This is a genomic window from Archangium violaceum (assembly GCF_016887565.1).
GTDB classification, from domain to species: Bacteria; Myxococcota; Myxococcia; order Myxococcales; family Myxococcaceae; genus Archangium; species Archangium violaceum_B.
Window position 1 is genome coordinate 10037885 of record NZ_CP069396.1, and the last position, 13920, is coordinate 10051804.

Below are 13920 nucleotides of genomic sequence, written 5' to 3' on the forward strand. Positions count from 1 at the left end.
CGCGCCGGCTCACGGGCACGGCTCCGCGTACCGCACGGAGCTGCCCACGACCTCCGTGCCGTTGCCGACGAGGGCGTACCAGTAGCCAATGCGCACCTCCCCCAGGGGCCCCAGCCCGAGCGCGTACTCCCAGGGGTGGGTCACCCCTTCCTTCCCATCGAGGGCGATGATGGGAGTGTAGGACCAGGACTGACGCCCCGCGGGCAGGAAGGCACGAACGAGCTTGGGATTCTCGAAGCGGTCCAGCACCGCGTGGAGGTTTCCCCGCGAGTCCGCCACCAGATCGAGCGCGATCCCAGCGGAAGGTCCCACCTCCTCGATCCGCCAGCCGCCGTCCTCCTTCACCGCGTGCTGGACGTACGAGCCACCGTACGAGTAGAGCAGGTGGGGACGCATCGAGGAATCGATCGCCAGCACGGGCTCATTGCCCGAGATGTCCGCGACCCGCTCCTGCATCCAGGTGCCCGAGGCATTGGTGGCGTAATAGATGCCGGACTCGGCATTGGTATGCCAGGCGATGTGGGCATGGCCCCAGGCGTCGACCGCGAGATCCGCTCCGCCGCTACGGGACTGGATGCCGAGATCCGTGATCACCCACTGCCCGGACCGGTTGGTCGCATGGGCGAGGCGGCGCTCGCTGCCCGTCTCCATATCGAGAAGGACATGGGCGAAGCCGGACGGGTCGAGGGCCAGCGCGACCGGAACGCCACGGGCGATCGCGGTGCTCTGCCAACTGACGGATCCGCTGTAGGCGTAGACGGTGCTGCCGGAGTAATCGACAACCAAGTGCCGGCCGCCGTCCGCGTCGATGGCGAAGCCCCGCACGTATCCTTGCAGCTCGCCCGCTTGAATCAGCGCATGCCCCTGCCCCATTCCGCCCACGAACACCTTGCCCTCGTCGGTCATGGCGAGATACCCCAGGCCCTGGGAATCGAAGGCAAAAGCCGCGCTCTCCACATCCACGGCGACCTCCCGCGACCGCCGCCCCTCCACGCAGGAGGCATCCGGCAGACCCCCGTCCGATAGGCCCCCGTCCGATGTGCCCGCGTCCGATAGGCCCCCGTCCGATGTGCCCCCGTCCGATAGGCCCCCGTCCGATGTGCCCGCGTCCGATAGGCCCCCGTCCGATAGGCCCCCGTCCGATGTGCCCGCGTCCGTCATGATCGGAGGCAGACCCGCATCGCCTCCGACCTTGTCCGGAGGCGGGCCTCCATCCTGTGTGTCCTGCACATAGGTGTTGTGGTTCTCGAAGATGATGTCGATCTGGATGGGATCGCAAGCGCCCAGCAGGAGCGAGGTGAGCACCACGGCGGGCGGAAGGACGTGGGGGAGTTTCATGAAGGCGTTCCTCGGTTGGGTGTGCTGTCGGAGATACGAAGCGAGGAGCGCCGCCGGGTCGTCCGCCCTCTCTTTTTCCTCACGGCTCAATGCCCGAGCGACAGCTCCACGCCCCACGTGGCGCCCCACGCCTCCTCGCCATCCGCGGTGATCCGGTCCGTGCCGATGAAGCCCGCCGCGCGCAACCGCCAGGAGTCCATGCGCGCCACCACGCCGCCCGAGAGGTGGCCGGACAGCACGGTGGGATCGCCCTGCAGTCCTCCCCGGAACTTCACGCCGATCAGACTCCAGCCCGCGGCGGCCTCCACGAACGGACCCACCCGCCCGGGACCCTGGAAGCCCGCGAGTCCCTGCACGGACAACCGGTGGAGGGTCACGTCGGCCAGGGACAGGAGCGAGAGGGCGTAGGAGACACGCACGCCCAACGTATAGGGCGCCGAGGTGCGCAGGGCGACGCTCGGCCCGGTGGTGAAGCCCCCGAGCCCGAGCGGCGTCCGCGCGACCACGGCCCCCACCTCCCAGGGAGAGGGGGGCTCCGGCACGAACGCGGCGAGGGGCACGTCCAACGGCACCACCCTGCCCGGCACGAAGTCCACCGGAACGAAGGACGAGGTGGACACGTACCGCTCGTAGAAGCTCCGGTCGAAGGCCACCGAGAAGAGCCCGCGCCGCAGGGCGTCCTCCACCGGCCCGCGCTCCTGCAGCTCGCGCGGACGCAGCCGGGGCACGCCAGCACCGAGCTGCGCGAGCGCGATACGGGCCTCGGCGGTGGGCGTGCGCACCCAGTAGGCCTCCCGGACGGGCAGGCGCAGCGCGAGCGGCTGTCCCTCGGCGCGCCGCACGTCCGCCAGCCTCCGGCCCTCCTCGTCCTCCACCGAGATGCGCGCATGCTCGAACTCCGCCGGGAGCAGGAGGCTCGGCCCCTCGGGCGAAGGGCCCACCAGCGGGCGCCGGGGATCGCGCGCGGGAGCCTGGGCACGGACGGAGAGCCGGGCGGGCAGCGCCTTCACCCCCTGCAACGAAGCGGCGACGAAGCCGGCCAGCTCGCTGTACTCCACCGCGCCATCCCCGTTGACGTCCGCCCCTCCCATCAGCCCCGAGCGCACCACGTGGCTGAAGACGCCCGCGCGCAGGCGGGACCACTCGTGCGTCTCGCCGGTGTCGCTCTCGGCGAAGAGGGCGCCCACGTGGGGCCTCGCGGCGAGCTGCTCGCGCTCCAGCGTTCCACGCAGCTCCGCCAGCACCGCCGCGTCCGCCTGTCCCCGGCTGCCCACCACGCCCGAGGCCCGGCACGCATCCACGATGACGTGGACGAAGTCCGCCCCGAGCGGGTCCACCAGTTGCGCGTAGAAGGCCGTCCGGTCCAGCCGTCCGCCCTTCACGGTGAAGTAGGCACGGCCGACCTCGTCGGTGTTGCCATGCCCCACGTAGACGAGCAGCACGTCCGTCCGCCGCCCCGTGGCGTGGTCCGCCTGGATGGCGCCGCGCAGGGACTCCACCGCCCGGGACACCTCCTCGGGCGTGGGCGGCCGGACTCCCGACGCCAGCACCGCGGCGCCCGTCTGGCGCGTCTCCGCGTCGGGCTCCACCAGCAGCGTGGTCTCCACGCCCAGCCGCCGCAACAGCTCCGTCCACAGCACCCCGTCGTCGTCCGCGTAGCGCAGCGGAGGGAGGGCCGGGTCATCGCTGGCGTTGTGCGCGATGACGAGCGCGCGGCGCACGGGCGGGGCGGCGAGGCCCTGGGAGGCGGCGAGCAGCACCACGGCCGCGAGCAACGTTCCCCAACGGCGGCGAGTCATGGAGCGTCCTCTACCCGAACCGGCATCCGGAGCACCACCGCACCCGGGATGACCTCACCCCGCAGCGCTCCGAGCGCCGACCGGGGCGAGTCCGCGAACGCGGCGGTGACCTCGGCCGTCCCCGGGGACATGGGGAGGGGAATGGTGGCCTCCAGCGGCTGCTCCGCGCCCGGACGGCCGGCGACGGCGTAGGGACCCTCCGTCACCTGGAGCCCGGCTCCGCGCACCTCCACCGCGACATGCGACAGCGGCGCCGACGCCCCCACGGCGAAGGCCAGCACCGAGTCCGGTGGACACGCCTGCTCCCGCTTCAGCTCACGAAGGGGCTGCTGCCGCACGGCGCAGAACACGCGCAGCACGGCACCAGGGGGAAGCCCCACGCCCCGGGATTGCCACTGCCCGACGTCGCCGGGGTGGACGAGCACCAGCGCCGCGAGGCCCAGCGCCGCCACGAGCCCTCCCACCATGGCCAGCGGGGGCCACCGCCAGCGCTCCGCCTCCGAGGCCGCCGCCGACAGCGCCGCCGCGAACCCCGTGTCCGCCAGCACCGCCACCTCCAGCTCGGTGGGGACGTGGAGGTCGCCGCGCTCCAGCATGCGGTGGGCCTGGACCAGCCTCTCGTATCGGCCCCCGCACCGCGCGCAGGCGTGGGCATGTCTCAGCAGCCGGGCGGACTGGCGCGGGGACAGGGTCCCCTCGGACCAGCGCGCCAGCAGGCCATCCACGTGCTCGTCGAACCACCTCATATGCCACTCCCCATTCCACACAGGGCGATGAAGGCCACGAGGAGTCCCTCCGTGGCACGCGAGGAGGCGGGGGCGGAGTCATCCAGCCACCCCCGGACCCGCAGGTATTCGGTGAACCGCGTCCGCAGGTGGCGCTCGCGCACCCGCACCTCGCCGCGCGTGAGGTGGAGGCGCTCGGCGGCCACCTCCTGCGAGAGTCCTTCCATGAAGCGCAGCCGCGCGAGCTCCCGCGTCACCTCGGGCAGCCCATCGAGGAACTCGCGCACCAGCGTGCGCACCTCGGACTCCAGCGCCCGCTCCTCGGGGCCGCTGTCCCCGGCGGGGACCTGGTTCAGCTCGGGGATGTCGTCCAGCGGCACGGCCTCGCGAGCCACGCGGCCCGAGGCACGCAGCAGGTCCAGGGCCGTGGAACGCGCGATGGTCAGCAAGAAGCCGAGGTAGGGCCGCACCCCGTCATAGGCCTGGCGCATGGCGGGGCGGAAGGCGCGGACGAACGTCTCCTGGTGCGCCGCGTCCAGGTCCAACGCCCCCAGCGTGACGCTGTCCACCCCCGCCGTGGAGCGCACCTGGAAGCGTCGGGCCAGGTAGCGCACCACCTCCGGCGAATAGGCGCGGTACACCCGCGTGAGGGTGGCACGGTCCCCCTCGCGGAATGCCCGCAGCACGGCCTGATCGCTTCCGCTCGGCAGCAGCACGACGCTCCTGTTTTCCAGCCCTTTTCCAACATACGAGGCGAGCCCGCCGGTCTGGTCGTTCGAGGTGTCGGAATCGTGCCGGAAACCCGCTCCGGCGGAAAATCACACGGGCACGAAAAGCCCATCTGAAAAGCCCATCTAGCCCATCTAAAGAGAGACGGAGCGTCAGTGGTCCGAGCCACAATGCGCCCCCCACACAGGAGACGACATGAGCATCGGAAAGCCAGCCGCTGAGCCCCTCTGGTTGCAGGGACGTGACGCCGTCGTCGAGAACGATCAGGGTGTGAAGTGGCGCCACGGCCGCCCGGACTATCACCTGACGCGCATCACCGTGGACAAGGAGCGCACGCGCCACTTCCCGGCGAACTCGCTGGAGATGGTGGCGGAGAACCTCGTGCGCGTGTTCGAGATGGAGGTCTCGCACAAGGCCGATCCCGCGCAGTGGATATCGGTCGTGCTCGACAGGTTCCGCACCAACGTCAACGGCGGGCCGTGGGCCAGCGCCCAGGACATCGCCGAGCGGGGCAGCTACAACCTCTTCATCGGTGACACGCCGTACTACAAGGCCAGCGAGGAGACGTTCGAGTCGTCTCACGACATCTTCCACACCGCCTTCCCGGAGGGCTTCTTCTGGGAGGTGCTCGAGGTGTACTCGCCGCCTCCGACGGTGAGCTTCAAGTGGCGCCACTGGGGCAACTTCACCGGCCCCTACAAGGGCCAGCAGCCCACCGGCAAGCGCGTGGAGATCTTCGGCATGAGCGTGGCGCGCGTGGCCGAGGACCTGCGCATCCTCGAGGTCGAGCACTACTACGACAACAGCCAGTTCCTCCGTCAGATCGCCACCGGCTGCCCGATGCACGCCGCCGCGGCGAAGTAGCCGGACCCACACCGTCTGGCTCGACGGACCCACGCCCCCGGTCACATCCGTGGCCGGGGGCTTCGTTTTTCGGGCACCGGACCTGTCAGCCGGATGGATATGCTGCCAGGCCTCGACACCATGTCCGCCTCGCCCCTCACCTCAGAGCAGGCCCTGGCCCTCGCGCCGGACTCCTCCTCGGCCTCCGCCGGCCAGAAGCTGGCCACGGAACGCTCGTGGCAGGGACTCGGCCGGGATGAACGCGCGGCCTGGGGCGAGTGCAAGGGCAGCGCCCTGTACCAGGTGCGCATCGACCTCTCCGACCTCGCCACGAAGTGCACCTGCCCCAGCCGCAAGTTCCCGTGCAAGCACGCCATCGGGCTCCTGCTGCTCGTCGCGGCGGAGCGTCTCCCCTCGGGACAGCCGCCCACGTGGGTGGAGGAGTGGCTCTCCAAGCGGACCTCCACCGCCGAGCGCAAGGCGAAGCGTGAGGCCGCCGGAGCCGAGGGCGCCGCCCCCGCCGACCCGGAGGCCCGCGCCAAGCGCACCGCCGAGCGCCATACCCGCGTGCAGCGGGGACTGGAGGCCCTGTCCCTCTGGATGGAGGACCTGGTGCGCGGCGGCTTCGCCGGGCTCGAGGCGGAGACCGCCATGTGGAACACCCAGGCGGCGCGGCTGGTGGATGCACAGGCTCCGGGCCTCGCGTCCCAGGTGCGCCAGCTCGCGGCGCTCCCGGGCAGCGGCCCCGACTGGCCCCGGAAGATGCTCGAGAGACTCGGGCGCCTCGCGCTCGTCACCGAGGCCTGGCGGAGGATGGACCAGCTCGCGCCTCCCCTCGCGGCGGACCTCCGCTCCGTGGTGGGCATCCCCCTGCGCGAGGAGGAGGTCGTCGCCCAGGGCGAGCGCCTCGAGGACACCTGGGTCGTCGTCGGCCAGGAGGTCGAGGACACGGAGCGCGTCCGCGCGCAGCGGACGTACCTGCTCGGAGCCACCTCGGGCCGCACGGCGCTCGTCCTCCAGTTCGCGGCGGGCCCCGGCGCGCGGTTCGCCGAGTCCTTCCTCCCCGGCACCGCCTTCCCGGCGGAGCTGGTGTACTGGCCAAGCGCCGCGCCCCAACGCGCCCTCGTCCACGAGCGGAAGGGCGACGTCCGTCCCTGGCTGGAGGCCCTGCCCTCGCTCACGCTCGATGGGCTCTGTCAGCGGTTCGCCGACGAGCTGGCCCGGCAGCCCTTCCGCGAGCGCACGTTGGCGCTGCTCGGGGCGGTGGTACCCGTCGTGGATGGCAGGCGGCGCTGGTGGCTCCGGGATGCCACCGGCGCGGCCGTCCTCCTCGGCCCGAGCGACCGGTGGCGGCTGCTCGCGCTCTCCGGTGGCCAGCCGCTCGACGTCTTCGGTGAGTGGGACGGGGAGGAATTCCGGCCCCTGAGCACCCGCGTGGACGGGCGCTTCCTTCCGCTGGGAGGCCTCTCGTGAACGAGCTCGACGCCCTGACACGCCTCGCCACGCTGGGGACCTCCCGCTCTCCGGAGCTCGGGGCCACGGCCGGAGTGGAGGGCCAGGTCCTCCGCGCGCTGGAGGAAGTCCCCCTGGAGAAGCGCCTCCTGCTCGCGGCGGGGGCGCGCTCGGTGGCGCGGGCCGCGGGACGGAAGCTCGCCCGGCTGGAGACGCGAGGCGACGTGGCCCCGCCCGACACGCTCCCCGTGTGCCCGCCGCGCGTGAGCGCCGTTCTCACGGAGCTTCTCGTATCTAATGATGTGGAGGTGCTGCGCGAGGCCTTCGAGCTCCTGGCCCGCGCCCGCCGCCGGCTCCCGCCGGAGCTGCTCCCGCGGGTGCTCGGGCTCAAGGAGCGCGCGCTGCGCGTGGCGGCGGAGCCGGTGCTCGGCGAGCGCGGCCTGTGGCTCGCCCACCAGAATCCCGAGTGGCGCTCCGACACGGACACCCCAGCAGTCGACCCGGCGGACGCCGAGCGCGTGTGGACGGAAGGAACGCCCGAGGAGCGGCGCGCGGCGCTCGTCCAGGCGCGGAGCACCGACCCGGCGAAGGCCCGGGCGTGGTTGCAGGCCACGTGGGCCCAGGAGAAGGCCGAGCACCGCGCCCGGTTCCTGGCCTGCCTCGACGTGGGGCTGTCCCCGGAGGACGAGTCCCTGTTGGAGCTTGGCCGGAAGGACCGCGCGGCCGCGGTGCGCGAGGTGGCGCGGTATCTGCTGGCCCGACTGCCCGAATCGGCCTTCGCGCGACGCATGCTGGAGCGGGCCCGCGCCGTGCTCACCTGGGAGAAGCCGGCCACGCTCCGCGTCCATTTCCCGGACAAGTGGGACGCCGAGGCCGAGCGCGACGGCCTGGACAAGCCACCGGCCGGTGTCGGCCAGAGCGAGCACTGGCTCATCCGCCTCCTCGAGGCCATCCCCCTGAGCACCTGGGAGAGCGGCTTCGAGGCCACACCGGGGCAGCTCGTCGGCGCCGCCGCGCGGACGGACCACGCCATCGCCCTCACGGAGGGCTGGGCCCAGGCGCTCCGGTTGGGAGTCTCCTCCGCCTGGGCGATGGCCCTGCTCGGCTTCTGGACGCGCTGCGAGTCGAAGGTGCTCGACGCCGAGCGGGCCCAGACGCTGGCCATCTCCGTCATGGAGCAGCTCCCGCCCGCCGAGCGCGCCGCGCGCACCCTGCGCATCCTCCTGCGCTCCGAGTCCCTGCCCTCGTTGGACCGGGCCCTCGCGGTGACGTCCGCGCCGTGGCCGGCGGATCTCGGCCATGCCTGGCTCCAGTCCCTGCGCGAGCTGTACGACCCGAGCACCCGGGCCACGGCCCTTCTCGGCGCCCTGCGGAAGGCGTCCACCGCCCTGCCGCCGCAGTGCCTGCCCAACGCCGTGGATCCTCTCGTGCTGCCCTCACCGCTCCAGCGTTGGAACCCGGAGCTGAACCGCTTCCAGCAGACCGTCTCGCTGCGCCGCATCTTGTACGAGGAGTTGAAACCGTGACCGCTACCGCCCTTCTGCGCCAGCACGCCGAACAGCAGTACGCCGAGGAGCTGGCCGAGCTCGCCAAGGCCGATGACCGCCCGAAGCCCGAGGGCTGGAAGCTCTCGCCCTGGGCCGTGCGCACCTACCTGCTCGGCGGCCAGCTGCCGAGTGGCTTCAAGGTGGGAGCCAAGTACATCGGCAACGCGCGGCTGGTGGAGATCGCCGTGGCGACGCTCGCCACGGACCGGGCCCTGCTGCTCTACGGGGTGCCGGGCACCGCGAAGTCGTGGCTGAGCGAGCACCTCGCGGCGGCCATCTGCGGGGACTCGACGCTGCTGGTGCAGGGCACCGCCGGCACGGACGAGGCGTCCCTGCGCTACGGATGGAACTACGCGCGGCTGCTGGCCGAGGGCCCCTCGGAGAAGGCCATGGTGCCCAGCCCGGTGATGAGGGCCATGCGCGAGGGCAAGCTGGCGCGCATCGAGGAGCTGACGCGCATGCCGGGCGAGGTGCAGGACGCCCTGATCACCCTGCTGAGCGAGAAGACGCTGCCCGTGCCCGAGCTGTCCAGCGAGGTGCAGGCCCACGCGGGCTTCAACGTCATCGCCACGGCGAACAACCGGGACCGGGGCGTGAACGAGCTGTCGAGCGCCCTCTTGCGCCGCTTCAACACGGTGGTGCTCCCGGTGCCCGACTCGCTGGAGCAGGAGGTGGAGATCGTCGAGAAGCGCGTGGCGGAGCTCGGCCGCACCCTGGCGCTGCCGGCGGAGAAGCCGGCCCTGGAGGAGATCCGCCGGGTGGTCACCCTCTTCCGCGAGCTGCGGGGCGGCGCGACGACGGACGGCGCGACGAAGCTCAAGACGCCCTCGGGCTCGCTGTCCACGGCGGAGATCATCTCGGTGGTGAACGGCGGCCTGGCCATGGCGGGCTACTACGGGGATGGGGTGCTCCGGGCGCCGGACATGGCCGCGGGCCTGACGGGTGCCATCGTGAAGGATCCGGTGCAGGACCGGGTGGTGTGGCTGGAGTACCTGAAGACGGTGGTGAAGGAGCGCGAGGGCTGGAAGGACCTCTACCGCGCCTGCATGGAGGTGCTGTGAGCGCGGAGGCGGGCGCGTCGGTGCACGTGCTCGGCGTGCGGCACCACGGCCCGGGGAGCGCGCGCAGCGTCCGGGCCGCGCTCGAGCGGCTCCAACCGGACGTGGTGCTCATCGAAGGCCCGCCGGACGCGGACGCCCTGCTGCCGCTGGCGGCGCACGCGGAGATGAAGCCGCCCGTGGCGCTGCTCGTCTACTCGGTGGACCACCCGGCGCGGGCCGTCTTCTATCCGTTCGCCGTCTTCTCGCCGGAGTGGCAGGCCCTCCAGTACGCCCTGGAGCGCACGCTGTCGGTGCGGTTCATCGACCTGCCGCAGATGCACCGGCTGTCCCCCGAGGACGAGGGCGCCGAGAAGCCCGAGGCCGTGGAGCAACCCGGAACGCCCCGGGCGGATCCGCTCGGAGCGCTCGCGCGTGCCGCGGGCTACGAGGACGGTGAGCTCTGGTGGGACCACCTCATCGAGCAGCGCCAGAACCCCGAGGGCGTGTTCGAGGCCGTGCTGGAGGCCATGAGCGCCCTGCGCGAGGGCGAGGGAGAGCTGTCCCCCCACGAGGCCCGGCGCGAGGCCCACATGCGGCGGAGCATCCGCCAGGCGAAGAAGGACGGCTTCCAGCGGATCGCCGTCGTGTGCGGCGCGTGGCACGCCCCGGCGCTCGTGCAGCAGCGGCCCGCGAAGGAGGACGACGCACTGCTGCGCGGCCTGCCGAAGGCGAAGGTGGCCGCCACGTGGATTCCCTGGACGTATGACCGGCTCGGCTGGCGCAGCGGGTACGGCGCGGGCGTGGAGTCGCCGGGGTGGTACGCGCACCTGTGGCTGTCGCCCCAACGGGCGGTGACGTCGTGGGCGGCGCGCATCGCTCACCTGCTCCGCGACGAGGGGCTGGACGCCTCCTCCGCGAACGTCATCGAGACGGTGCGGCTCGCCGAGACGCTCGCGGCCCTGCGAGGCCTGTCCTCGGCGGGGCTGGCGGAGCTGAGGGACGCGGCGCTCGCGGTGCTGTGCGGCGGAGACGCGACACCGCTGGCGCTCGTCCACGAGAAGCTCGAGGTCGGCACCGGGCTGGGCGTGGTTCCCTCCGAGGTGCCCTCGGTCCCGCTCGCCCGGGACCTGGCCGCGCTGCAGAAGTCGCTGCGCCTGCCGCCCTCCGCCGAGAGCAAGGTGCAGGAGCTGGACCTGCGCAAGGACATGGACCGCGAGCGGAGCCGGCTGCTGCACCGCCTGCGGCTGCTCGACATCCCCTGGGGCACACCGGAGGAGGACCCCCGGAATTCGACGGGCACCTTCCGCGAGACGTGGCGCCTGAAGTGGGACCCCGAGCTGGCCGTGCGCGTCGTCGAGGCGAGCCTCTTCGGGAACACGGTGGAGTCGGCGGCGACCTCGCGCGTGGTGACCCGCGCGGCGGAGGCGACCGAGCTCGACACGCTGACGGCGCTGCTCGACGCGGCCCTGCTCTCGGAGCTGTCCGCCGCCATCGACACCGTGCTGCGCCACGTGCAGGCGCTCTCCACGCGCTCGGCGGACGTGCCGAAGCTGCTGAACGCATTCCCTGCCCTGGCGCACGCGGTGCGCTACGGCAGCGTCCGCGAGACGCCCACCGGCCCCATCCTCGCCATCGCCGACGGGCTGTTCGAGCGCATCCTCATCGGCCTGCCCGGGGCGTGCGTCTCGCTGGATGACGAGGCCGCGCACCAGCGCCGGGACCAGCTGCGCGCGATGCATGCCGCGGTGGCGCTGCTGGAGGGCGGGGAGCGCACGGAGGAGTGGGCCGAGACACTGGGCCAGCTCGTGCACCGGGACGCCGTGCACGGGCTCCTGCGCGGGGCGGCGCTGCGGCTGGGGGTCGAGCTCGGACGGGTGCGGGACGAGGAGCTGGGGACGCTCTCCCGGAGGGCCCTGTCGCCGGCCGTGCCTCCCGCCGAGGCGGCGGCGTGGCTGGAGGGGCTCGTGTCGGGGAGCGCGCTGCTGATGCTGCACCGTCAGGACCTCTGGGCGGCGCTGGACGGCTGGCTCGCGAGCCTCACGCGGGAGTCCTTCGTCGAGCATCTGCCCCTGGTGCGGCGCGCGTTCGCCGACTTCAGCACCGCCGAGCGGCGCGCCATGGGGGAGCGGGTCAAACAGCTCTCCTCCGCTCCGGCGGGGGGACGAGAGCAGGCGGCCACGGAGGAGCTGGACGCGGAGCGCGTGGCGCGGGTCCTTCCGGTGCTGTCCACCATCCTGGGAGTGCGAATCCATGAAGTCGCCTGAAGAGGAGCGGCTGGAGCGCTGGAGGCTCGTGCTGGGCGAGCCCGCGCAGTCGACGCTGGGAACGCCCCTGGGCGAGGCGGAGCTGCGCATGGACCGGGCGCTCTCGGCGCTGTACGACTCCGAGCGCAAGGGAGGCCTGGGAGGCTCCTCGCCGCACGTGACGCGCTGGCTGGGGGACATCCGCGAGTACTTCCCGGCCTCGGTGGTGCGCGTGATGCAGGGCGATGCGATGACGCGGCTCGGGCTCACGGAGATGCTGTTGCAGCCGGAGATGCTCGAGGCGGTGGAGCCGGACGTGTCGCTGGTGGCGACGCTGCTCTCGCTGCGCAAGGTCATCCCGCAGAAGACGAAGGAGACGGCGCGCAAGGTGGTGCGCAGGGTGGTGGACGACCTGGAGCGGCGCCTGCGAGCGCCCACCGAGCGGGCCGTCCGGGGCGCGCTGTCGAGGTCCTCGCGCACCCGGAGGCCGAGGGCGGGGGAGATCGACTGGGAGCGGACGCTGCGGGCGAACCTGGGCAACTACCAGCCGGAGCGCAAGGCGGTGGTGGTGGAGAAGCTGGTGGGCCAGGGGCGCAAGCGCTCGAGCCTGCGAGACGTGGTGCTGTGCATCGACCAGAGCGGCTCGATGGCGGCCTCGGTCGTCTACTCGAGCATCTTCGGGGCGGTGCTCGCCTCGATGCGTGCGGTGACGACGCGGATGGTGGTCTTCGACACGGCGGTGGTGGACCTGAGCGAGGAGCTGTCGGACCCGGTGGACCTGCTGTTCGGCACGCAGCTGGGCGGTGGCACGGACATCGACCGGGCGCTCGCGTACTGCCAGCAGCTCGTCACGCGGCCGGCGCAGACGATCCTCGTGCTCATCACGGACCTGTACGAGGGAGGCAATGCGCAGCGAATGATTCAACGGGCCGCGTCGCTGGTGCGCAGCGGCGTGGTGGTCATCTGCCTGCTGTCGCTGAGCGATCAGGGCACCCCGGCCTATGACAGCCACAACGCCGCGCAGCTGGCGGCCCTGGGCATCCCCACCTTCGCCTGCACACCGGACCAGTTCCCGGAGTTGATGGCGGCGGCCATTCAACGACAGGACATTGGAGCCTGGGCGGCGCGCAACGACATCCAGCTCGCGCGCTCGGGCTGAGCCGGTTGTGCTTTCATCCAACGCCCAATGAGAAAGCACACAGCCAGTCGAACAGCGGTGAAGGTGGGCCGAATCCTCGCGATGCTCGCTCGACAGCCCCGGTTCGCGCCACTGCTGCCAAGGGGAGCCGCGGAGGCCTCGGAGCGGCTCATGAAGCAGGTGGGGCTGCTGAAGCCCTGGATGCTCCAGATTCTCGGCGCGCCCTGGTACGGCCGCCTGATCATCGCCATCGAGGGGCACACCCTTCCGGGTATGTCCCTGGAGATCGGGCTGCGCAAGCGCTTCATGGACGATGAGACCCGCGCCGCGCTGGCGGCCGGTACGCGGCAGGTGCTGGTCGTCGGAGCGGGGCTCGACACGCTGTGCTGGCGGCTGGCTCCCGAGTTCCCGGAGGTCACCTTCGTCGAGGTGGACCACCCGGCCAGCCAGGCGATGAAGCGCGAGGCGCTCGGCGGCCTGGGGCCCCTGCCCTCCAACCTGCACCTGGCGGAGGCGGACCTGGCCCGCGTCCCCCTGGACGAGGCGCTCTCCCATGTTCCGGTATGGCGGAAGGAGGCCCCGAGCGTCGTCATCATCGAGGCGGTGCTGATGTACCTGGACACGGCCAGCGTGTCGGCCTTGCTGAAGGCGGTCCACCGGAGCACCGGGCCCGGGAGCCAGCTGCTCTTCACGTGCGTCCGCAATGACGAGCACGGACGGCTCCAGGCGGGACCGGCCACCCGCTGGGTGACGGAGGTCGGGCTGCGGCTCGCGGGCGAGCCACTGCTCTGGGACATCCGGGCAGGAGAGCTGGCCTCCTTCATGGAGCGGCACGGCTTCCGGTTGGACGAGTCTCCCGAGCGGGTGGATCTGCACCGCCGTTACCTGGTACCCGCGGGCATGCCGGAGCAGCCCGTGGGGGGAGTCGAGTTCCCGGCCGCGGCGGAGAAGCGCTGAGCGTCGAAAGCGGCGCACCCAGAGTCGAGAGCCTCACTCACACCGGGTGGGATCGGGCTCCCTCCTGGCGTAGGGCAACGATTTTTCCCACCCCCCGAGGCACTGGGCA

Annotated in this window: 11 protein-coding genes; 7 read left to right on the top strand and 4 right to left on the bottom strand. The window is 72.2% G+C overall.

The window, feature by feature from the left end; translation table 11 throughout:
• Nucleotides 1-9: 9 nt before the first annotated feature.
• The 4 genes from JRI60_RS39940 to JRI60_RS39955 form a co-directional block, all read right to left on the bottom strand.
• Nucleotides 10-1338, bottom strand: a complete 1329-nt coding sequence (locus tag JRI60_RS39940; protein ID WP_204221255.1) for a hypothetical protein — start codon at nt 1336-1338, stop codon at nt 10-12.
• Nucleotides 1339-1424: 86 nt separating this feature from the next.
• Nucleotides 1425-3137: a caspase family protein gene (locus JRI60_RS39945; protein WP_204221256.1), complete on the bottom strand. Its 1713-nt coding sequence runs from the start codon at nt 3135-3137 to the stop codon at nt 1425-1427.
• Nucleotides 3134-3883, bottom strand: coding sequence for a hypothetical protein (locus JRI60_RS39950; protein WP_204221257.1), 750 nt, complete (start codon nt 3881-3883; stop codon nt 3134-3136). Before JRI60_RS39950 ends, JRI60_RS39945 begins: the two co-directional genes overlap by 4 nt.
• Nucleotides 3880-4578 carry an RNA polymerase sigma factor gene (locus tag JRI60_RS39955; RefSeq protein ID WP_239470006.1) on the bottom strand — a complete coding sequence of 233 codons (699 nt, stop codon included), beginning with the start codon at nt 4576-4578 and terminating at the stop codon, nt 3880-3882. The genes JRI60_RS39950 and JRI60_RS39955 overlap by 4 nt, the downstream gene beginning before the upstream one ends.
• Before the next feature lie 208 nt (nt 4579-4786).
• Here JRI60_RS39955 and JRI60_RS39960 point away from each other — a divergent pair, with 208 nt between their 5' ends.
• From JRI60_RS39960 to JRI60_RS39990, 7 genes are all read left to right on the top strand, one after another.
• Nucleotides 4787-5455, top strand: coding sequence for an ester cyclase (locus JRI60_RS39960; RefSeq protein WP_204221258.1), 669 nt, complete (start codon nt 4787-4789; stop codon nt 5453-5455).
• Between the two features lie 120 nt (nt 5456-5575).
• Nucleotides 5576-6907, top strand: coding sequence for an SWIM zinc finger family protein (locus JRI60_RS39965; protein ID WP_204221259.1), 1332 nt, complete (start codon nt 5576-5578; stop codon nt 6905-6907).
• Between the two features lie 287 nt (nt 6908-7194).
• Nucleotides 7195-8412, top strand: coding sequence for a DUF5691 domain-containing protein (locus JRI60_RS39970; RefSeq protein WP_239470007.1), 1218 nt, complete (start codon nt 7195-7197; stop codon nt 8410-8412).
• Nucleotides 8409-9494, top strand: a complete 1086-nt coding sequence (locus JRI60_RS39975) for an ATP-binding protein (protein WP_204221261.1) — start codon at nt 8409-8411, stop codon at nt 9492-9494. Before JRI60_RS39970 ends, JRI60_RS39975 begins: the two co-directional genes overlap by 4 nt.
• Nucleotides 9491-11737: a DUF5682 family protein gene (locus JRI60_RS39980; RefSeq protein ID WP_204221262.1), complete on the top strand. Its 2247-nt coding sequence runs from the start codon at nt 9491-9493 to the stop codon at nt 11735-11737. The genes JRI60_RS39975 and JRI60_RS39980 overlap by 4 nt, the downstream gene beginning before the upstream one ends.
• Nucleotides 11724-12875, top strand: a complete 1152-nt coding sequence (locus tag JRI60_RS39985) for a VWA domain-containing protein (RefSeq protein WP_204221263.1) — start codon at nt 11724-11726, stop codon at nt 12873-12875. The genes JRI60_RS39980 and JRI60_RS39985 overlap by 14 nt, the downstream gene beginning before the upstream one ends.
• A gap of 81 nt (nt 12876-12956) precedes the next feature.
• A complete protein-coding gene (locus JRI60_RS39990; protein WP_204221264.1) occupies nt 12957-13811 on the top strand; it encodes a class I SAM-dependent methyltransferase in 855 nt (284 codons plus the stop codon).
• Nucleotides 13812-13920 lie beyond the last annotated feature (109 nt).

Excerpts from the sequence above, each read along its gene's own strand:
- JRI60_RS39965 (WP_204221259.1), top strand. The coding sequence starts at position 5,576 with ATGTCCGCCTCGCCCCTCACCTCAGAGCAGGCCCTGGCCCTCGCGCCG.
- JRI60_RS39950 (WP_204221257.1), bottom strand. The coding sequence starts at position 3,883 with ATGAGGTGGTTCGACGAGCACGTGGATGGCCTGCTGGCGCGCTGGTCC.
- JRI60_RS39990 (WP_204221264.1), top strand. The coding sequence starts at position 12,957 with ATGCTCGCTCGACAGCCCCGGTTCGCGCCACTGCTGCCAAGGGGAGCC.
- JRI60_RS39940 (WP_204221255.1), bottom strand. The coding sequence starts at position 1,338 with ATGAAACTCCCCCACGTCCTTCCGCCCGCCGTGGTGCTCACCTCGCTC.
- JRI60_RS39960 (WP_204221258.1), top strand. The coding sequence starts at position 4,787 with ATGAGCATCGGAAAGCCAGCCGCTGAGCCCCTCTGGTTGCAGGGACGT.
- JRI60_RS39985 (WP_204221263.1), top strand. The coding sequence starts at position 11,724 with ATGAAGTCGCCTGAAGAGGAGCGGCTGGAGCGCTGGAGGCTCGTGCTG.
- JRI60_RS39945 (WP_204221256.1), bottom strand. The coding sequence starts at position 3,137 with ATGACTCGCCGCCGTTGGGGAACGTTGCTCGCGGCCGTGGTGCTGCTC.